Origin of the sequence: Virgisporangium aliadipatigenens (assembly GCF_016863615.1) — a bacterium.
Classification (GTDB): domain Bacteria; phylum Actinomycetota; class Actinomycetes; order Mycobacteriales; family Micromonosporaceae; genus Virgisporangium; species Virgisporangium aliadipatigenens.
The window spans coordinates 132,393-152,136 of sequence record NZ_BOPF01000002.1 but is presented as its reverse complement, the minus strand read 5'-3'; the positions used below and the strand labels follow the sequence as shown (position 1 = coordinate 152,136).

Annotated in this window: 16 protein-coding genes; 7 read left to right on the top strand and 9 right to left on the bottom strand. The window is 70.3% G+C overall.

Going from position 1 to position 19,744, the window contains the following annotated elements; translation table 11 throughout:
• Positions 1-83 precede the first annotated feature (83 nt).
• The gene (locus Val02_RS01295; RefSeq protein WP_203896964.1) at positions 84-338 is read left to right on the top strand and encodes a hypothetical protein; all 255 of its coding nucleotides are present in this window, start codon (positions 84-86) and stop codon (positions 336-338) included.
• 246 nt (positions 339-584) lie between these two features.
• Positions 585-1,214 (top strand): hypothetical protein, encoded by a 630-nt coding sequence (locus Val02_RS01290; protein WP_203896963.1) that lies wholly within the window; start codon positions 585-587, stop codon positions 1,212-1,214.
• Between the two features lie 202 nt (positions 1,215-1,416).
• Here the strand turns inward: Val02_RS01290 and Val02_RS01285 are convergent, their stop codons facing one another.
• On the bottom strand, positions 1,417-1,863 hold the full coding sequence (locus Val02_RS01285; RefSeq protein ID WP_203896962.1) for an SHOCT domain-containing protein: 447 nt from the start codon (positions 1,861-1,863) through the stop codon (positions 1,417-1,419).
• Between the two features lie 1,440 nt (positions 1,864-3,303).
• On the opposite strand from Val02_RS01285, the gene Val02_RS01280 reads away from it, so the two are divergent.
• A complete protein-coding gene (locus Val02_RS01280) occupies positions 3,304-4,191 on the top strand; it encodes an AcrVA2 family anti-CRISPR protein (protein ID WP_203896961.1) in 888 nt (295 codons plus the stop codon).
• Positions 4,192-4,213: 22 nt separating this feature from the next.
• Here Val02_RS01280 and Val02_RS01275 read toward each other — a convergent pair whose 3' ends face one another.
• Positions 4,214-4,702 (bottom strand): hypothetical protein, encoded by a 489-nt coding sequence (locus Val02_RS01275; RefSeq protein ID WP_203896960.1) that lies wholly within the window; start codon positions 4,700-4,702, stop codon positions 4,214-4,216.
• A 446-nt stretch (positions 4,703-5,148) separates the two neighbouring features.
• Here Val02_RS01275 and Val02_RS01270 point away from each other — a divergent pair, with 446 nt between their 5' ends.
• Positions 5,149-8,772 (top strand): type 1 glutamine amidotransferase family protein, encoded by a 3,624-nt coding sequence (locus Val02_RS01270; protein ID WP_203896959.1) that lies wholly within the window; start codon positions 5,149-5,151, stop codon positions 8,770-8,772.
• A 398-nt stretch (positions 8,773-9,170) separates the two neighbouring features.
• On the opposite strand, the gene Val02_RS01265 is transcribed toward Val02_RS01270, so the two are convergent.
• Both Val02_RS01265 and Val02_RS01260 read right to left on the bottom strand, forming a co-directional pair.
• Entirely contained in the window at positions 9,171-9,557 is a 387-nt protein-coding gene (locus Val02_RS01265; protein WP_203896958.1) for a hypothetical protein, read from the bottom strand.
• Positions 9,558-9,673: 116 nt separating this feature from the next.
• Positions 9,674-10,678 (bottom strand): hypothetical protein, encoded by a 1,005-nt coding sequence (locus Val02_RS01260; RefSeq protein WP_203896957.1) that lies wholly within the window; start codon positions 10,676-10,678, stop codon positions 9,674-9,676.
• A 375-nt stretch (positions 10,679-11,053) separates the two neighbouring features.
• Between Val02_RS01260 and Val02_RS01255 the strand changes: the two genes are divergently transcribed.
• The 3 genes from Val02_RS01255 to Val02_RS01245 are packed head-to-tail and all read left to right on the top strand — an operon-like array spanning position 11,054 to position 14,441.
• On the top strand, positions 11,054-12,037 hold the full coding sequence (locus Val02_RS01255; RefSeq protein ID WP_203896956.1) for a hypothetical protein: 984 nt from the start codon (positions 11,054-11,056) through the stop codon (positions 12,035-12,037).
• Entirely contained in the window at positions 12,034-12,555 is a 522-nt protein-coding gene (locus Val02_RS01250; protein ID WP_203896955.1) for a hypothetical protein, read from the top strand. Before Val02_RS01255 ends, Val02_RS01250 begins: the two co-directional genes overlap by 4 nt.
• Positions 12,552-14,441 (top strand): DNA recombination protein RecN, encoded by a 1,890-nt coding sequence (locus Val02_RS01245; protein ID WP_203896954.1) that lies wholly within the window; start codon positions 12,552-12,554, stop codon positions 14,439-14,441. Before Val02_RS01250 ends, Val02_RS01245 begins: the two co-directional genes overlap by 4 nt.
• A 30-nt stretch (positions 14,442-14,471) precedes the next feature.
• Here Val02_RS01245 and Val02_RS01240 read toward each other — a convergent pair whose 3' ends face one another.
• Genes Val02_RS01240 through Val02_RS01220 form a run of 5 tightly spaced genes read right to left on the bottom strand, consistent with a single transcriptional unit; the run spans position 14,472 to position 19,737 of the window.
• Positions 14,472-14,792, bottom strand: coding sequence for a DUF3349 domain-containing protein (locus Val02_RS01240; protein WP_203896953.1), 321 nt, complete (start codon positions 14,790-14,792; stop codon positions 14,472-14,474).
• 9 nt (positions 14,793-14,801) lie between these two features.
• The gene (locus Val02_RS01235; RefSeq protein ID WP_203896952.1) at positions 14,802-15,086 is read right to left on the bottom strand and encodes a hypothetical protein; all 285 of its coding nucleotides are present in this window, start codon (positions 15,084-15,086) and stop codon (positions 14,802-14,804) included.
• Between the two features lie 9 nt (positions 15,087-15,095).
• Positions 15,096-16,319, bottom strand: coding sequence for an inorganic phosphate transporter (locus Val02_RS01230; protein WP_203896951.1), 1,224 nt, complete (start codon positions 16,317-16,319; stop codon positions 15,096-15,098).
• A 45-nt stretch (positions 16,320-16,364) separates the two neighbouring features.
• On the bottom strand, positions 16,365-17,930 hold the full coding sequence (locus Val02_RS01225; protein WP_203896950.1) for a SpoIIE family protein phosphatase: 1,566 nt from the start codon (positions 17,928-17,930) through the stop codon (positions 16,365-16,367).
• A complete protein-coding gene (locus Val02_RS01220; protein WP_203896949.1) occupies positions 17,920-19,737 on the bottom strand; it encodes an ATP-binding response regulator in 1,818 nt (605 codons plus the stop codon). The genes Val02_RS01225 and Val02_RS01220 overlap by 11 nt, the downstream gene beginning before the upstream one ends.
• Positions 19,738-19,744 lie beyond the last annotated feature (7 nt).

Sequence of the window (19,744 nt, the reverse complement as noted above, 5' to 3'; positions counted from 1 at the left end):
AGGTCGGATGGATTGCCCGGGGAGGAGGGCTCGCGGTGGTCAAGATCCCGTCGCGTACGCCGCAAGCACAAAGGTGAGTGCACATGTCCGAGTGGAACGGTCGTGACCACCGCCGGCAGCCGGGTGCCCGTGCCGCGGTGTGCGGCACGGGCGGGGCGACGGTCACCCGAACGGAAGGGCTGCCAGGTGGCGCCGTCGGCGGCGGACTGGAACGCCGCTTCGCGGTTGAGCGCCACAGCATCCCGCCGGGAAGCGTGACCAGCCGCGGCGCCTCCGTCGTCGGCAGCCCGGTGGCGTCGCGCTGCTCGTACCGGGCGTGTCCGGCGTCGCTGCGGTAGAGCCGGAGTGCGCCAGTCGCCGCACAGCAGGTACGCGGTGCGGCGCGCACTGTCCTGGCGGGTGGCGAAGTACCCGGCGAACGCCTGTTCACCGTCATTCTGGCTCGTCATTGCACCCCCTCACCCGTTAGGGGCGCAGTAGGCGGCGTTCCGGTTGTCGCCGGCCCGAGATTCTTTCGGCGGCCGCGTCGTGGCCGGTTCCCTTCTGCGGTGCGCGGAGGCAGGCGAAGCAGCTGTTCGTCGGCGGTGACGGAGGGTTTGCAGGGCGACGGCGTCGGCAGTGAGTGCTCCGGCGCGCAGCGCAGTGGCCAGGCCGGCGACGTGCTCGGCGAGGCTCTGACCCGTGACCACGTCTCCTTTGCCACCGGGCCACCGCCGCGTCATCCGGACGACGCCCACCGCTTGGCGGAGTCGTTGGGCGGCGGGGTAGAGATGTCGACGGTCGTCGTCTACGCCGACAGCTGGAATTGCCCGGCGTTTGGAGCGGCGACCGTTCGCCAGAACTGGCGCGGAAACCGGCCTCAGAGCTACGCACGGCCAAGATATGGGTTATCGCGGCTACTGCCCCCGTTACCCCCCACCCCGGGGCTTGATATGGCGGGGATGCAGCCCTGCCTCGCGCAGACAGCCATCGATCAGACGCCCGATCGAGCCGGGGCGCTCCAGCTCGCCAGTAGGGTCTGGCTCGTCGGCTCGCGCCGCGGGCTCACACCCGACCCGCGCGGAATCCCTGTCGGCTCTCCACTCGCGAACATCGCCGCCGCAGCGAAGCCCTTCGACGGCCAACACCCGATGCTCCGCAGCTCCGACGCCTACAAGACGGCGATCGGGCATTTCGACGGCCATCTGTATGAAGCCAGTCGGCGAGCGGAATGATGACCACCGGGATTCGCTTCAGCCGCTGCTCATCCGGCGGCTGCTTCCACGCCGGCCGTGTCGAGGCGTTCGTCGAGGTTCACGACGACCGTGACGAACGGATCCGCATCCACCACACGGCTTGGCGGGACCTGATCGCCACCGTACGCCTTGGGTGGACTCGATACCCGCGAGGAGCGCTCGTGAACAGCAAATCTTCGGATCAGCCTAGAAGCTTCGCCTTCTGGGCGGCGAACTCCTCGGGAGACAAAATTCCTGCGTCGCGAAGTTGCGCCAACTTTGTGAGTTCATCCGCAACCGACATCCCGTCTCTGTTCGGTGGAGCGGACACCTGTCTGGATGACAAAAAGCCAGGCTGCATTCGGAACCACTGCTCGATCTTCTCGGCCGTCCCGTAGAGCACTGGAACTTCAGCTAGGGTCGTGCCGGAGCCTTGGACACTCAGGACTTGGTGCCCCGATAAAGCACCAAAGCGCCTTCTGTCCTCTCGGGTGAACTGACGGACCGAAAATCCCGAAATGTCATGCATCAGCACTTTGAATGCCGGCATCAGCTTGCCCGTTTGCCGATATTCGACGGTTCCGTCGTGATAGTCGATGAGACTGCCGTGTCCGATGCCCAGTCCGTGTGAAGTCGGCCTCTCTGCCATGTATTTCTCCTTCCTGCGCAATCGTCACCTGAACTCGGCCGCCCCGCCCCTTCAGGATCATATCTGCACCTCCTGGGCAGGCATGGCGATGTTCACGAGGTCCGATCATTCGAGGCCCTGTGGCCTTATGTACGGGGCGAGAAAGGTTCGATGAGGCAACCGATGTTCTCAACTAAATGCGAGGCTAGTTGCTAGTTGGAAGCTATCGACAGGACGACCCGCCGCGGCAGTTGCTTACTGCGTAACCGCATCAACGGTCACGGTTAGCACTACGATGCCCGCGAATGTGCGATATGAGCCAGAGCAGCCGTCTAAACGAACCTTTCGCCACTGGCTGACGACACTCCCTATCGGGGGGTCCGCGGTGAACTGGTGAGGGCGATATTGCGCAAGTGAGCGGTCCCGGAGACTGCGTGCCTGAGGCATAGCAGGCGCCGGCGGCATCCGCCGAGCATCGCGGGCTGCAGTCGGGCGTACGAGACGATTACTTCGGGTTGGCGCAGTCGCCGCTACCGGTCATCACGTTTTGGCCGGCGCGGGTCTGGTGTTGCCCTTTTGTGCGGTAGAAGGTGCCGTTCGGTTGCCTGGTTGCGTTGCGGATCGCCGCTGGCAAGCGACCTGGAGTCCATTCAGGTGCTATCGCCTGCACTACCGCCGGGCACTCCTTCGGCGTCGCGGCAGCCCTCGACCGACGAGGGATCGCAGGTCCATTGCTGGGGGCCCGTGACCTCCTCGGCCCCCGCGCGGCCGGCCCGCCACCGGCCGGCAAAGCTCCACGCCGACAAAGGCATACGACATCAGAGCGCTGCGCGAGGAGGTCCGCCAGCGAGCCATCGCCGTGCGGATCGCACGCAAGGTGATCGACACCTCCGGGCCTCTCGGCCCGGCATCGCTGGGTCGTCGAAGCGTGCCTGGCCTGACTGCAACGCAACCGCCGAATCGTCCGTCGCTACGAACGCAAAGCCGAACATTTCCAAGCGTTCACGGACCTCGCCTGAGCCCCGCGTCAGTTTGTGGCCGAACCGGGGCGCCTGTCCCCCGACAGTTCCGGCTATGGTGTGTACGAGGCGGCCAACGAGACGAAGTACTGCCGCATCCAGATGAGGTTCAGCGGGTCCTACGCATCCTGCTCCGCGGTGTTGATCGCCGCGATGACGAGAGATCGCCCGCTTCAAACGCTGGGCCCAGGAGTCAAAGAGCACCTGGTCGTCGCACTGGCATATGTCCGCGAAACTTACCGACGGTCGCCGTCACACATCCGATCAGCGATTGCTGCGGCCGCACTCGGTATTGCGACCACACCTACCCCTCTCGCCCGCAGGGACAGGGCTGTTTCGCCGACCTCTGACGTCTCCCACCAGGTAAGGAGCTACCACGATGAGTCGTGCCCGCAAGACACGCCGTCGCGCAGTTCCCCGACAGCGCTCGAGCACCGCACGGGTGTGGAGCGTCGACGACGCCCTGCGCGAGTACGGCAAGTTGATCCAGTGGGCTGACAGCCTCGACGGAACACGCGGCCTGTACCGCTTCTACCGCGACTTCTACAAAGGCAACTGGCCGGACAGCCTCCCAGACGAGCCTGCCCGGTGGCGGCACGCCGAGCTGACCGCTACGGCCAGCGCTGACGCGTTCCGGCAGGTCGACCCGATCTGGTGCGACCCACCGATGATGGACCTTCTCGCCCCCGACGGTGTCGTCATCTTCGCGAAGCCGCTGCCGATTGTCTGGCACGACGCCGGATGGAATCCCACCGACCAGCGGCTCAGTGCCATCACCTGGGCAGAAACAGCCTCCACATCGGACGGGACGCCGCTCCTGGCAATTTCCGGCTGGGTGCGCGCCACGGGCATCCACTACTTCGACGAACCGAGGTTCGCCGTCCGCTACAACGGCCTGCGCCTGGCCATGAACGCGATCGGCCCATACGGCGCCACGCTTCCCGATTATTCGTCCGCGGGCCCGCACCGTCTGTTGCAGACGCTGACAGCGTTGTGCCGCGCCCCACTGGTCCGCGACGAGGTGGAGCCGGCGTCAAAGGCCGCCCGGAAGGAACTCTCGCGCACCGGGCAGGTCGACCGGCCGATCCGGCGCGTCTACCTGCGGCGCCCCGAACATGCCGGGGATGAACTCGACGCAGCACGAGCCGCGAGGGCAGGCGAACCGCCGCGCGGCCACTGGGTTCGCGGCCACTGGAAGAATCAGTGGCACGCAAGCATCGGCGAGCACCGCACGATCTGGATTGCCGGCTACCCCCGCGGCGACTTCACCGCAGGGCCGGTCGCCGGAACCAAGGTGCTCATCGCCTCCAACCGGAGCCCGAACGACTGAAAAGTGTTGACGGCGGCGACGATCAGAAGGTGGCGAGGAGTTCTCCGGCCGAGAAGTAGACAGCGATCCGAGGCACGGGCGGCGCAGCCGGGTTGCTGCAGCTGACTTTCCAGTACTTCCGCTCGGCCACCTTGATCTCGGTGGCGTCCTTTGACCCGTACTCGAGATGCGCCGGGGTCGACGTGCCGTCGTCGACGCAGGCGATCAGATCGGGTCCGAATTTCCATGTGCCGCCGAACACTTCGACGGTGATGTTGAAATCGACGGACTCTCGGCCCTCGTCTTGCGTGTCGTGTCGACCGATGTCCACCCATACCAGCGCGTCCACACCGTTGCGTTTCACATCAATGGGCACACCGACCTGGTGTCCTGGCCCGCTACTGTCGTCGGTTGACGATCCGGGCGATGCGCCGACGGCGCTGGCCGAAGGTTGCGGGTCCGGTGTGCCCTCGCACGCCGCGAGAGTCGTCGTCAGTAGTACGGCAATGAGGGCGAGCCGCAAGCGCGTCATTCTCTCAGAGTGCGCCGTGGCTGGCTGCCCTCCCAGGTCTGTCACCCGAACGCACTACCGTCGGGCGGCCGAACCCGTACCACCAGCCGTTCCCAGGACACATACACCCTGTTCGTCGATCTCTACCGATTCAGCGGGCGGGCAGCGGGGCCAGAGACGCGGGCTCTGCTCGCCGCCATCAACTCAATGACCAACCGGTTGTACGTCGAGGCGAGAGCAACGCTCACCTCAGCAAATAGTCGAAGTCTGTCGTGCTCACGGTTGTACCGACGCCGCACGCCATCGTGGATGTGGCCCCGCACCTGAGAAACGATGCCGGTGGGCATCATCTGAACGGTCAGTTGGTGCTCCTCCGGTCATCTCGTCACCCCGGTGCCCGGCCGCTGGTTGATTCGGGTAGTCCGCCGCTGCGGATCCCCGTGCCCGCGAGCGGAAGGACACCCGACATGAGCAACGGAACCGCCGGATGGGTCGACCTGACAGGCATCGGTGTCGTCACTGCCGGCGCGGTGGCGGCCGGCCGGGGTGGCGGGCACGTGTTCGTCGGACGCAGCCTGTCGACCCAGCGGCGGCGGCTGAACCTCGGGGTCATCGGCGTCGGACCGGAAGGTGGGCCAGCCGGCGCACCCGAATGGTTCCCCGACAGCGCGGTGCCGCTGCCGGCCGGCGGGCGCTCGTCGGTCGGCGTGGCCGTCACTCATCCAAGCGGCCGGCGGCTCTACCTCGGCGTACAGACTGACTATCCCGGGCTGCGCCAGCCGTGGCCGATCGAGCGCCGCTGCCTGACCGTCTGGAGCCTGGACGACGCCGGCCGACCGGTCGGCGCGCCACGCAGCTACGACGCCGGGAACGAGAAGGGTTCCCTACAGGCCGTGACGCTGCATCCCACGCTTCCCCTGCTTTACGTCAGCGGGTGGGGCGATCCACGGGTGTTCGTCCACGAACTCGACGCCGACGGCGAGCCGCTGCGACTTCGCGGCAGCCATCGGGTGGGCGGCGTCGGCAAGTACGACATCGCGTTCAGCCCGGCCGGCGACCTGATGTACCTGGGCACGCACCCTGACACGCTCGATGTCGTGCCGATGAGGTCCGACGGGACCCCGGCCGGGCCGGCGCGGCAGTTCTCCGCCCTCGGAAAGTGGGGCTCGCCGGCGCCGAGTTATCTGATGTTCCACTACACGCCGCAGGCGCTGTACCGGCGGGCGACGATGCCGACCGACGCGCCCGTCATCATGTGGCCCCTCGATTCGAGCGGCCATCCGGTCGGTGACCCGGTGTCCGACGGCGTGCCGGCCGGCCGGCTGGCCGCGGTCGACGGGTCGGGGAAGCGGCTCTGGCTGTGCCGGAACGCGACCTACCCGGACGCGTACACGGCCGCGTCGCGCCGGTGTGGGACCGAACTGGTGGCGGTCCCGTTGGACCCGTCCGGGCGTCCCGCCGGCCCGCCGGAGCAGGTCGGCGTGCGTCATGGTGCGGAGCCCAGGCTGATGACCGTGACCGCCGACGGCGACGTCACCGTGCTGGTGACCCCCGTAGCGGCCGAGGGCGGCAACGAGGTGCGGGGGCACCGGCTTCGGGTGACCGTCGGGTCGGTGACGCCGCCGCCGTCGGGCCCATTCGCGGTGTCCGTGGAGACTGCCGGGCGCGGAACCGTCGTGCGCAACGGGGTGGCCGTGGGGGTGCCGACGACGTTCGACCTCGACCCGTTGCTGCGCGACCAGGCCGGCGACGTCCTCGTCTTCGTCGCCGTCGGCAGCGCCGCGGCACCGCCGCAGACTGTCACCGTCAGCCTGGAGCCGCTCGACGACACGGGTGCTAGCCCCGCCGGCGTCCTGACCGACACCGTCGCCGGTGGCCGGGTCGGCATCCTGCTGCCCGGGTACGGCTTCGCCGTGCCCGGGACCCGACCGCGGCGGACCCGGCTGCTCAGCGCCTACGCCCAGGAACATCTGCGCCGGGCGGAGGCGGTCGCCGTCGCGGCGGCCGACCGGCCACGGCTGCTGACGGTGTCGAGTTCCCACCTAATCGGCCGGCAGGGGCACCGGGGGCAACTCCGCGCCGAGGCCGCGACGCTGGCCGCGCTGGGCGTCAACACGGTCAACGCGTACTCCTGGCCCGCGCTCGACCCCGCCGACGTCAACGCCGACCTGGACGCCGCCGGGCTGAACCGGCGGGCGGTCGCGGTCTACCACCCCCTGCAGGGCAGACCGACACACACGGCGCCACGGGCCTACTTCGACTTCCACCTCCGCCGGCACCCGAACGACGTGGCTGCCTGGGCGCAGGGCCTGGCCGCCGGCGTGCCCACGGCAAACGGAGGCACGCCGGGCGACGTCGTGGACATCAAACTGTCCGACGAGCCCGCCTGGTACTTTCCTTCCGTCGCCGACATGCTCGACGACGGGCAACTTGCGGAGTTCCGGGCGTTCCTGGCCCGTAACCACGTGGATGCTGCCGACGACGCAAGGCCCGTCACCAACGCGGCTGGCGCGTCGTTGGCGCAGCGCCGGTTGTACTACTGGACAACCCGGTTCTTCGCCGAGTCGGCCGCACGCGGCCACCGGCTCGTCACCGACGAGTTGGCGAAGGCGTTCAGCCCGGGCACCTCCGTGGACGTGAACTGGAACTCGTGGATCAACGCGTGGTACATCCCCGCGCCGAACCAGAAGGTGGCCAACAACCCCGACGTCAGCTCGCGGGCCGGCATGGGCGGCTTCGACTGGTACACCTCGGCGCGGCTCGGATCGCACAACCTCTGGTCGGCGGACTGGGTCCCGGACGACACCGCGGTGCTGTGGTCGGTGCGGGCCAGCGCCCTCGGCACCGCCGCCGCGCTCGGTACCCGGCCGTTCGGAGGCTATGTCGTCGGCAACATGCTCACCGGGCATCCGGCCGGGGCCAGTTACAAGGCGCTGTCGTTGGTCGGCCGGGGTGGCAAGGCCGTCGACTTCTACTGCTTCGGCCCGACCCGGCTGGTGGGCGACGGCTGGTCCGACAACCCGCTGGCGTACCCGTCGATCGCGGATGCGGCACGGGTCCTGGCCCGCGCCGAACACCTCATCCATCCGGGGCGGCCGAACCGTGGCAGCGTCGCGATCCTGACCACGGGCACCAGCCACCTCTGGAACGCCGGCCCGCAGCCCACCGTCTACATGTGGGAGACGATCCGGCTCAGCATCGCCCTTATCCACGCCGGCTACAGCATCGACCTGGTGGACGAGCAGAGCATCCGCGACGACATCGATCCGGACCGGCCTGGCAGTTGGCAGTACAGTGCCCTCTACCTCACCGGCCCGAACGTCGAGTCGGTGGCGCTGGAGCGGATTGTCGCGTGGGTGCGCGGGGGCGGGGTACTCGCGGTCGGGCCGGGCGCGGGCGTCGCCGACGAGTACGACACGGCGTCGCCGCTCCTGGAACAGGTACTCGGTATCGGCCCGCGCACGGCGGAGCGGACGGACGGCGTCGGCGTGCCGCTGTTCTACGATCACACCCTGCGCGTGCCGGCGGATCCGGTGTTCGGCACGCAGGAATTGGCGGTGCGTGGCCCCGGCACGCCCCTGGTGCCCGTGCCCGGCGGCGCGGAGGTGGTGGCATCATTCGCCTCCGGCGCGGCGGCGATCACCCGGCACCGCTTCGGCCACGGATCGGCCGTCGCGTACGGGTTCTATCCCGGCCTGCAGTACGTCGACACGCTCGACCACCCGCTCGGTGCCCGCACACCCCGCGACCGGTCCTCCGTGGTGCGTGGCTGGGAGGACACCCGACGCCGGCTCGCCGTCGCTCCGGCCGTGCTCGCCGGGGCAGCCAAACCGGCCCACCTGAGCCACGAACCTGTGGAGGTATGCCGACTCGACTCCGACCGCGGCACGGCACTGGTGTTGCTCAATTGGTCCGCCGAGCCGATCAGCGAGCTGTCTGTCGTGCTCTGCGAAGGGCGTCGGTGGAGAAACGTGCACAGCGCCCGCCGGGTACCGGTCGAGCTGTCCCGCTCCGGCAACCACCTGACCGTCCGGATGCCGCTCGAACACACCGACGTGCTGTTGCTCGAACACGACCCCCGCCCGCGCTGACGATGCCGTTGCCGGCCGTGCGCGGCAGCGTCATGAGCCCGTGCCCTTGGTAAGGCGGCTCCCCTGCGGCTTGACGCCCGCAACGACGCGGCCGAGGTCGTCGCCAAGAAATGCCGAGCGTTCCGCTCTTCCTTACCGGGCGGCCTGCGTCCCGGCCGAGCGGCACCGGAGCGAGGACTATCCCGACATCACCGTTAGCGAGATAGTCCCGGGGGAACTCAACCCGACACTGATCATTGCCGTTGGAGTTGCCCTGGCTGTGGCCGGCAGGCCGAAGGTGGTACCTGGCCGACAGTTTCGTCACAGTCGTCGAGCCGCCACCGACAGAACTACGACACGTCCTGCTCGGAGGCTGACCCGACGTCCGCCCCACGCGCGTGCAGGAACGCAGCGGGATACTAGGAGTTGCTCGGCGTCGGGGATGGAGCGGTGCGCGCGGCGCGGCTGCCGGTGACGCCTCCTGCGGTGCAGCTCGCCACGTTGGTGGTGGACAGGCGGGCGCTGAGTACCCAGTAGTCGCCGGCCGGCAGGTCGATTGGTATCCAGGTGTTTTGGGGTACGACGATCTTCGCCGTGGCACCGACGACGGAAGAGGACCGCTGGTCGTAGGCCGGTGGTGTGGCTGCCGGCCCGACGGAGATTGTCGTGCGGCGCAGCCGGTCGCTGTCGAAGAGGTCGTCGGTGGTGAAGTCGGTCGCGGTGAAGTAGATCGTTTCGCCGTTGGTGGTGATGTGTGCCGCTGCGGGCGCATCGCTGTCGCCGGGATATCCGATGTCGACGATCACGGCTGGGTTTCCTCCGCACGGCCGTTCGGTGTTGGTCCGAAGCTCGCCTGAGGGGCTGTTGTTGAGGCCGCATGCGGCGGTCGCCATGATGGCGACCGCCGCGATGCCGTACCGGGTCACGCTCGGCACTTGTTGTCGACCTCCACGCGTGTACCGGCGCCGACGACGGTGATGGTGTCGGCGACCACCCCACATCGGATCACATTGCGGGCGCCGGCGATGGTGACCTGGCCATTGACCGCATGGATCGCACCGAGGATGCGGTTGGACGCCCCGGTCAGCTGGACCGCGGACCCCTTGGTGCTGGAGACGATCGCCGGCCGGCCCGGCATGTCGGGACCGATGGCGAGGTCGGTGCCAGCGAGGTGGACTGAACCTTCTGCGGCGATCGTGGCGTTGATACGTCCCGAACCGGTCACTGTGACCGTGCAGGGCACGTACAGCACGCCTGCTGTGATGTCGCTCGGACGCGCGGTCCACGTTCCGCTCTTGCAGGCGCTCGCCGGAATGGCCCGGTACATGCTGCCGGCGGCCTTCGCAGCGGCTCCGCCGGGACGGTATGCGGCGATGTCGGCTACCGCTGGCGGGCTGCCGGCGGTGACCTTGCGAGGGGCGGTGACCTGGTGCCCGTTGCCGCGCACCGTGAGAGTGGTGACGTACTCGGCGCCGGCCGGGACCGTGGTGCGGGCACCCGTGACGGAGAGGCTCCCGTTGCTGTGGACCGGGCCGGTCACGGTGGTGTCGGCGCCGGTGACGGTCAGCGCGCCTTCCTTCGTGCTGTTGGCCCACAGGCCCGGTACGGCTGGTGTCGCGGTAGCCGTGGCGGTAGCCGTGGTGCCCTTGGTGCTGCGGGCGGTGACGGAGACCGGGCCGGTCGCGACGATCGGCACCTCGACGTACACGCCTCCACTGGAGTCCGGTGGCAGGGTGGCGATGGTTCGCCCGAGGTAGCTGATCTCAACTCGTTCCGTCGTGGTGCCGTCGGGCTGCTCCGGACCGCCGAACCCGGTCAGGTAGACACCGTAGGCCGGCCAGCGACTGCACGATCGCCTTTGCTCGACCAAAAGCCCGTTCACCGCGCGGATCGCGGGCGCCGCCGCCATCGGCGCGTCGATCACCACAGATCGGTGATGGCGTCGACCCCGTAGCCTCAGCGTCGGATCCAGCGTCACCCCAACGGGTGAAGCTGCGGGCTACAACGCGCGACATGTGCATCCAACTGTGCATCCACGCGCCGGGTTGCCGAGGCCGGTAGCGATCAACCACAGTGGACGGCCGCGGGCTCTGCATGCGGCTGACCTGCAACTCCCCGTTGGGGCATGCCAAGACCACGCCCGCCTCAGGGGCACTGACTGCATGAAGCATAGGTTCCGCAGGACGGAAAACAGGGTGAACATCCGCCGCTTGGTGTTTCGTTCGTTGCGATCCGTGACGGTGCGCGCAATGCTGATCATCTGGGGGTCGCGTGAATCCGCTCGGTTCGGGTGGGAGGTGTGATGACGGCGGCTTCTGCCCTGACCGGCCTCGCGGCGGGCGAACCACCGATCAACTTCGCGGCTCACCAGTTCCGCGCGGGCAACATGGCCGGTGCGCGGGACGATTTCGAGCAGATGCTGGCGATGCTGATCGGCGCGATCCATCCGGGCGCCCGGCTGATCGCGGCCAACCCCGGCGACTGGGGCATCGACGTCCTGCTCGGTGACCTGTCCGGTCTGGTGGTCATCTGGCAGTCCAAGTACTTCTGGCCGGCGGTGACGCGTTCCCGACAGGCGCAGATCCGGGAGTCGTTCGACTCGGCGGTGGCGGCCGCCGAACGCCACGGCTACGCGGTGAGCCGCTGGGTACTGTGCGTGCCGTCCAGCATGGACGCGCCGACCGCGCAGTGGTGGGACAACTGGCGGGCGCGCCGGCAGCGGGAGACCGGCGTCGAGATCGACCTGTGGCACGAGACGAACCTGCGCAACCTGCTGATCACCCCGGACGCGGCGCACGTGCGGCGGCACTACTACGACCCGTACGTGCCCGGTGAGGCGCCCCGCGCGCCGGTGCGTTCCCTCGCGTCCGACTCCGACGCCGTGCTTGACGCGTGCCTGTTCGTCCGGCAGCTGCGGGCCGCCGGGCACACCGAGGTCGGGGCCGCGAAGCGGGAGTTCTTCAACGCCGAGCTGATGGTGCGCGAGATCACGGACAAGGGCGTGCGGGCCGAACTGGCGGCGCTGGCCGAGTCGGACGGCCTGGTGCACGGCGTCTGGGAGGCCCGGTTCAACGAGATCGGCGAACGCCACCCGGCCAACCCGCGGCTGCCCGGCCTGCACGCGGCCGTCATGGGCGAACTGCGCGAGTCCGGCGCGTTCCCGTCGATGCTGCGGGCCGGGCCGGTGCACCGCTGCGGGCTCATGCACCGCGTGGTCGAGGACCGCCGCGCCGGCTGGGTCCGCCATTGGCGCACGGTCGCGGACGAGCACGGAGCGGTGGCGTGAACGCCGAGGACAGCCGGGAGTTCCGGCTCGCCCGCCTGACGCTGCTGCTCGCGATCGCCGCCGACGCCGAGCCCGACGGCATCGACGCGGAACGCCTCGGCATCTACGACTTCCTCGCCGCGCACCCGCTGCTGGTGGCCCGCGAGGAGGGCGACCCGGACCGCAGGGTGCTGCGCCTCGCCGGGTTCGACGACCGATCGCTCGCCTACGCGAGTCCGGCGCAGCGGTTCGTCACCGCGCAGCTGCGCCTGTCGGAGGATCTCGCCACGCTGGTGCGCTGGGAACTCGTCCGGGCGAGCGCCTCCGGCCGGGTGCGCTATCGACTGACCGACGCGGGTCGTGGCCTGGCCGGGCAGTTCACCGCCCGGTACGCTCAGATCTACGCCGACGCGGCACGCGTGGTCATCCGGCGGGCCCGGCGGATGAGCGGAAAGCGGCTGCGGGCACACCTGCGTCAATGGCTCACCGTCGTTCCCCCATCCCCTCCCCGAGATTCCCCTCCCTGGGACGTGACATGACCGGTGACTCCGTGCCCAACGGCATCCGACTCCGCCGCCTGCGGCTGCACAGCCCCGAGCGGACCTACGACGTGGACTTTCGCGGCCCGGACGACGCGCCGCGGCCGCTGTCGGTGATCGCGGGCGCGTTCAGCACGGGCAAGACGACGGTGCTGGAGTTCGTCGACTACTGCCTGGGCGCCTCGGACCATCCGCGGCACCCGGAGATCATGCCGAAGGTGCGCTCGGCGACGCTGGAGGTCGAGCTGTCCGGTTCGCCGTACGTGATCCAGCGCGCGGTGGGTGTGCCGTCGACGGTGGCGTACGTGAGCGCGGGCCGGCTGGACGAGCCGGGCGCCACGCCGCCGCAGCGCCGGCCGCTGCGCCCGGCCGGCCATCCGGACAGCCTGTCCAGCCTGCTGCTGTCGCACTGCAAGCTGGAGGGCGTGCGGCTGCGGGACGTCCCGGCGCGGCGCGACTCGGAGACCGACCCGCTGAGCTTCCGCGACGTGATGTGGCTGTGCTACCTGGCCAACGAGCGGCTGGACAACCGCAACCTGCTGTTCGAGGACAGCCCGATGAAGCAGTTGAAGCTGCGCCAGGTGGTCGACGTCGTCTTCGACGTGCACGACGACCGCGCGGTGGAGCTGGGCCGGCGGGTGCGCGAGGTGGAGCAGCGCCTGGCCGCGGCCCGGACGGCGTTGGAGGTGGCGCGGGCGTTCGTCGACGACCTGCGCTTCGGTCCGCGCGCCGAGCTGGAGGCGGAGCTGCTGCGGGCCAAGTCGACCCTCGCGGAGACCGAGGCCGGGGCCGCCGCCCTGGACACCGTCGCGCGCGCCTCGACCGACTTCGCCGAGGATCTGCGGGAACGTCACCGGCGCGCCACCCAGGACGCCGACACGGCCACCGCGCTGCTGCGTGACCGGGAGACGCAGGCGGAGCGGATGGTGCCGCTGCGGGCCAGCTACGCCGAGGACGTGGCCCAGTTGACCATGCTGACCGAGGCGCAGCGGCTGTTCGACCCGGTGCGGGCGCGCCATCCCGAGGCCGGGGACGACAAGGATCACGACGTCTCCGGCGAACTGCGCGCCGCGCGGGCCCGGCTGGCGGAGCTGACCGGCTACCTCGCCGACCTGGAGGGCGAACTGCCGGCGCTGCGCACCGCGGCGGCCCGCGCCCAGGAGGCCGAACGCCGCGCCGCGGCCGAGGTGGACACCGGTACCGCGCACGCGGTGACGCCGTTCCTGGCGGAGCGCGATGCGCTGGCGCGGCGCCGCGAGGAGGCGGCGGTCGCCATGCAGCGCGCCGTCGACGGGCTGCTGCTGGTCCAGGCGCTGGAACGCCGCGAGGCCGACGTCGCCGCGCTGGAGTCGAGCGCGGCGGCGCTGCGGGAGGAGTTCGAGGACGCCGTCGGGCCGGGCCCACGCGCCGACCGGTCGTCGCTGATCGGGCGGGTCGGCCGGCGGTTCCACGAGATCCTGGCCCTGTGGCGGTATCCGAAGCTGACGGACGCGCACGTGGCGGAGGACCTGACGCCGTTCGTGCGGGGCGAGAGTTACCGCGCGGCGTCCTCCGGCGGGCGCACCCTGATCGCGTTGGCGTGGCAGCTGGCCGTCTTCGAGGTGGCGTGGGAGACGCGCTCGTCGCATCCCGGTTTTCTCATGCTGGACAGCCCGCAGAAGAATCTGGGTCAGGCCGGCGATCGCGACACGGAGTTCGCCGACAGTGTGACCATCGAACGGATCTACCAGCACCTGCACGACTGGCTGGCGGGGCGCGGCGCCGGGGCGCAGGTGGTGGTCGCGGACAACGCGCCGCCGCCGGTGGCCGACGGGGACGTGATCGTGCGTTTCACCCGGCGGCCCGACCGGCCCCCGTACGGCCTGATCGACGACGAGACCGGCTGACTCCGCGAGGGTCAGCCGGCCGCCGCTCGGTCAGTTGGTGGGCGGGTCCGCCAGCGGCCACCCGCCGGCGGCGAGGTGGGCCGAGACCCGCACCACGTCCTCCGGGCTCGCCTCCTGGAACACCGACTCGTCGATCATGCGCTCGATGTCGTCGGTCGTGATCGGCTCCCCGTCGGAGGAGGCCGAGGCGTCGGCGAGGTTCTGCGCGATCTTGCGGATCTCCTCCTCGGTCAGCTTGCGCCGCAGCAGCCCGAGCAGCACCACGTAGTCCTGCCGCGGAACGCCCGCCGGATAGCCGGCGCGCAGCCACTCCACGGCGCGGGCGAGGAAGTGCGTACGGCCGTCACTCATCGATCCACCTCAGTGCTTGTCGACGACGGTCGGGTAGATGTGCGAGAAGTCCAACGTCTTGCCGAAGCCGCTCGCCACGATGAACGTGATCCCGAGAAGAACGGCCAGCACCACGATCGCGAAGCAGAGGTACCCCACCGGCCGGCCCCACGCCGCCGTCGACCCCGACCCGCCGCCCCCGAACGCCGTCGCCCGGATCCCGAGCGCGAACAGGGCCGGCAGCCCGGCGCCCAGCACCAGCCCGGCGAGGAGCACCTGCCACGCCCCTTCCAGGGCGAACCCGAAGTTGTGCATGCTCTCCTCCTAGGCGGCGACGGGCTCGGCGGGCGACGCGGGCGCGGCGGCGGCGGGCTCCCACTCGTCGTTGACGTTGCTGTGGTCGACCGGCTTCTGCCGCGAACGGATCCACATGGCGGCGGCCAGCGCGCACAGGATCGCGAAGATCACGATCGCACCGGGAACCCCGCCGATGAGGTCGCCGATCCACCACATCAGCGCGCCGACGACGGCCGCCGACGGCAGGGTGATCAGCCAGGCCGCGACCATCCGCGCCGCGACCCGCCAGCGCACCTGCGCACCCGGCTTGCCGACGCCCGAGCCGAGGATCGAACCGGTGGCCACGTGCGTGGTCGACAGCGCGAAGCCGAGGTGGCTGGAGGCGAGGATGACCGCCGCCGAGGAGCTTTCCGCCGCCATGCCCTGCGGCGAGGAGATCTCGACGAGTCCCTTGCCGAGCGTGCGGATGATCCGCCAGCCGCCGAGGTAGGTGCCGAGCGCGATCGCGAGGGCACACGCGACCTTCACCCAGAACGGGATGTTCTTGGTGTCGGTCCAGTCGCCGGTGGCGATGAGCGCGAGCGTGATGACACCCATCGTCTTCTGCGCGTCGTTCGTGCCGTGGGCGAGGGAGACCAGGGAGGCGCTGCCGATCTGGCCCCAGCGGAAGCCGTTCTCGGTGAAGCGCTGCGCCACGCCGGCCGTCACGCGGAACACCAGCCAGGTGCCGACGGCCGCCACGACACCGGCGATCACCGGCGAGATCAGGGCCGGCATGACGACCTTCCCGACGACGCCGTCGAGCTTGGAACCGTCGCCGTTCCAGTTGACGCCGCTGATGCCGAGGCCGGCGAGCGCGGCACCGACGAGGCCGCCGAACAGCGCGTGCGAGGAACTCGACGGGAGGCCGAGCAGCCAGGTGAAGAGGTTCCAGACGATGCCGCCGACGAGGCCGGCGAGCACGATGAGCAGCAGCGCGCTGCCGCCGTCCTGCACCAGTTCGGGCTTGGGGGCGCCGTTCGATCCCTGGATGCGCACGACGGCGTTGGTCACGGTCAGCGCGACCTCGACGGAGAGGAACGCGCCGATGAGGTTCAGCACGGCCGAGACCGTGACGGCCACCTTCGGTTTGAGGGCACCGGTGGCGATCGAGGTCGCCATCGCGTTGGCCGTGTCGTGGAAACCGTTGGTGAAGTCGAAGCCGAGCGCGGCCACGATCACCAGGGCGAGGATGACAGTCTCTGACGTCACGCGCCGATGCTGAACGCCCCAGGGAAACGGCAGGTGAACGGCGCCTTAGGCGGCGCTACGGCGAAGTGCCACGATCGCGATGTCGTCGTCGTTCGGCCCCGTGACGAAGCGTTCGAGGAGGCGGTCGCAGTACTCGTCGAGGTCGTCGCCGACCGTGGCGGCCGCCACGCGCAGCTCCTCGATGCTGTCGGTGATGTTCCGGCCGCGGCGTTCGACCAGGCCGTCGGTGACCAGCAGCAGCGTGTCGCCGGGCGCCAGCACGTCCCGCGTCTGCGTGTCGCGGGGCACGTCGATGCCGAGCAGCGGCACCGGTTCGGAGATCAGCGTGGCCGTCCCGTCCGGGCGCACGAGCACCGGTGGGAGGTGGCCGGCGTTCGCGACGGTGAGGGTGCCGTCGGCGAGGTCGAGCGTCAGCACGCAGAGGGTCGCCGTCTCGCTGGGCAGCAGCTGCAGCATCAGGTTGTTGAGCCGGCGGATCACCTCGGCCGGGCCGTGCCCCTCGGCGACGTAGGCGCGCAGGACGTGGCGCAGTTCGGCCATGACGGTGGCGGCGTGCAGGGAGTGGCCGGCGACGTCACCGATCGCGGCGATCAGTGTGCCGTTGATGACGAGCAGTTCGTAGAAGTCGCCGCCGATCTCGGCCCGGTCGCTGGCCGGCACGTAGCGCACCGCCAGGTCCAGGCCGTCCTGCGCGGGCAGTTCCCGCGGCAGGAGGCTGTGCTGCAGCGTGAGCGCGATCGAGCGTTCCTCGTCGTAGGAGCGCATCGCGTCGATGGCCAACGCCACGGTCTGGCCGAGCTGGGTCAGCACGTGCGCGTCGTCGGGGGTCAGCTCGGCGGCGGGCACGATCACGTAGGCGGGCGGGCGGTTGGCGCGCGGGCGGGCCAGGTTGACCCAGAGCGGGGTGCCGTCGGGCACCCGGTCCAGTTCGGGCCAGCGCACCGAGTCCTCGGTGTCGCGGGTGAGCCGGTCGGCGCGTTCGAGGCGGCCGTCGGTGCTGTGCCACGGCTGCACGGTCGCCTCGGCGCCCGCGCCGGCGCAGCGGGCGAGCAGCGGCCGGCCCGCCGGGGAGACGACGGCGATCGCGGCCGGCCGGTCGAAGACCGCCGCCGCGCCCGCCGCGGCGTTCGTGATCAGGTCGGCGAACGTGCCCGCGCGGTGCACCGCGATGGTCATCTCGGCGAGGGTGGCGAGCCGCGCGGCGAGGCGTTCGGCGCGCTGGCGGGCGCGGAAGTAGCGCAGCAGCGCGTGCACCGTCGCGAGCATCTCGTCGGGGTCGATGGGCTCGGCGAGGTAGGCGTCGGCGCCCTGGTTGAGCCCGCGGGTGCGGTCGGTGACGTCGACGGCAGTCGCCGAGATGTGCACCACCGGCACGGCGCTGGTGCGGGGGTCGGACTTGATCCTCTCGCAGACGGTGAAGCCGTCCATGTCAGGCAGCCGCACGTCGAGGACGACCAGGTCGCAGCTCTCCACCCGCAGGGTCTGCAGCGCCTCGCCGCCGGTGGCGGCCTCGATGATCGTGTGCCCGGCCCGGCGCAGCCAGCTCGAGATCACATACCGTTTGGTGGGATTGTCGTCGACTACTAAGACCACTCCGGAGTCATCGCTCATCGGACCCCGATCTCTGCGTGGGGATGTCGCGCCCGCGTCGCACCGCGGCCTCGTAGAGCGCGCCGACGAGTCCGTCGTCCGTCAGGGTCGCCTTGTCGAGAACGGCCTGAGCCCGCGCGGCGCGTTCCATCCCGATCTCGTCCAGCTCGGCCTCGGTCACCAGCACCACGGCGACGGCGTCGAGCCGCGGATCCTCGGCCAGCGCGCCGAGCACCTCCAGGCCACCCAGGTGCGGCATGCGCAGGTCGAGCACGATCGCGTCGGGGCGTTCGGCGCGGGCGGCGGCCAGTGCGGCCCGCCCGTCGGCGACGGCGGTGACGGTGATGCCGCGCTCCGTCAGCAGCCGCTGCACGTGCTCCCGGAACATCGTGTCGTCGTCGGCGACGAGCACCCGTTCCATCCGGCGGGCGGCGGCCGGGATGGGCTTCAGGTCGACGGTGGTGTGGATCGGGCTGGCGTCGCCCGGGCTGCGCGGCAGCGACACCGTGAACGTGCTGCCCCGCCCCGGCTCGCTCGACAGCGTCAGTTCCGCCCCGAGCACCTCGCAGAGCCGCCTCGCGTAGGGCAGGCCCAGCCCGGTCCCCGCCTTGGTGCCCGGCACCTGGTAGAACTCCTCGAAGATCCGTTCGTGCTGGGCGGGATCGATGCCGACGCCGGTGTCGGTCACGGTCAGCACCGCCCGGTGGGCCGCCTCGTCGTAGCGGGCCGACAGCGCCACCGACCCGCGCGCGGTGAACTTGAGGCCGTTGCTCAACAGGTTGCGCAGCACCTGCACCAGCATCACCTCGTCGGTGACGAGCACCGGCACGTCCGGGTCCTCGACGAGCAGGTCGACGTCCGGCCGGGCCAGGTGGCGCAGCGTGCCGCGCAGCTGGTCGAAGACGGCGCGCAGGTCGACCGAGCCCCAGCGCGGCTCCAGCCTGTTCGCCTCCGCCTTGGCCAGGTCGAGCAGCTGGTTGACCATGTCGAGCAGGTCCTGCGCGGAGGTGCTGGCGAGCGTGAGCTGGTGCGACTGCTCGCTGCTCAGCGGCTCCGAACGCGGGTCCAGCAGCAGCCGCAGCATGCCGAGCACGGCGGTGATCGGCGCGCGCAGTTCGTGGCTGACGTTGCGCAGGAACCGGCTCTTCGCCTCGCTCGCCTCACGCAGCTGCGCGGTGCGCTCGTCCAGTTCGGCGTAGAGCGCGACGACCCCGCGATTCGTCTGTTCCATCTCGTCGGAGAGCTGGGTGTACAGGGCCAACACGCCCCGGTTGGTCTCCTCCAGCTCGCCGTTCAGGCGCAGCAGTTCGTCCCGCTGGGTCTGCACCTCCTCCAGGGCGGAGATGAGTTGCGTGTTCTGCACACCCAGTTCGTCCAGAACGGAGGAGGCGCGCACGGCCTGCAACTCCGCGCGGATCCGGGCCAGCTCGGGGGCGGGTGGAACGGCGAAGTGCGACGGCAGGTGCCGGCGCAGCACGACGTCGACGGAGGAGGGGCGCTGGTGCACCTCCACGGCGTCCATCAGCCGGGCGGCGGCCCGCATCCCCTCGGTCAGCGGCGATCCCGGCTGCGCCGGCACGGCCCCCGGGACGGTCAGCGTCACCACGATCGAGGCGTCCACCAGCCGGAACGCCACAGTCGTCGGCCGCGCGGTCGGCAGCAGGTAGCGGCCGACCTCGCTCAACGCCGTGGCGAGGCGCACCTGGCTCGCCTGGTCCAGGCCGAGGGCGGCGGCCACCTCCCGCCCCCGCTGCCGCACCACGAACACGTCCCGCTCGCCGCGTGCGGTCAGCCGCAGCAGTTCCGCGCTCTCCGGCACACTGTCCACTGTGGAC

What these genes read in the sequence shown, in the direction of transcription:
- Val02_RS01295 (WP_203896964.1), top strand. Translation starts at nt 84, where the DNA reads ATGTCCGAGTGGAACGGTCGTGACCACCGCCGGCAGCCGGGTGCCCGT.
- Val02_RS01285 (WP_203896962.1), bottom strand. Translation starts at nt 1,863, where the DNA reads ATGGCAGAGAGGCCGACTTCACACGGACTGGGCATCGGACACGGCAGT.
- Val02_RS01275 (WP_203896960.1), bottom strand. Translation starts at nt 4,702, where the DNA reads ATGACGCGCTTGCGGCTCGCCCTCATTGCCGTACTACTGACGACGACT.
- Val02_RS01270 (WP_203896959.1), top strand. Translation starts at nt 5,149, where the DNA reads ATGAGCAACGGAACCGCCGGATGGGTCGACCTGACAGGCATCGGTGTC.
- Val02_RS01255 (WP_203896956.1), top strand. Translation starts at nt 11,054, where the DNA reads ATGACGGCGGCTTCTGCCCTGACCGGCCTCGCGGCGGGCGAACCACCG.
- Val02_RS01245 (WP_203896954.1), top strand. Translation starts at nt 12,552, where the DNA reads ATGACCGGTGACTCCGTGCCCAACGGCATCCGACTCCGCCGCCTGCGG.
- Val02_RS01240 (WP_203896953.1), bottom strand. Translation starts at nt 14,792, where the DNA reads ATGAGTGACGGCCGTACGCACTTCCTCGCCCGCGCCGTGGAGTGGCTG.
- Val02_RS01235 (WP_203896952.1), bottom strand. Translation starts at nt 15,086, where the DNA reads ATGCACAACTTCGGGTTCGCCCTGGAAGGGGCGTGGCAGGTGCTCCTC.
- Val02_RS01225 (WP_203896950.1), bottom strand. Translation starts at nt 17,930, where the DNA reads ATGAGCGATGACTCCGGAGTGGTCTTAGTAGTCGACGACAATCCCACC.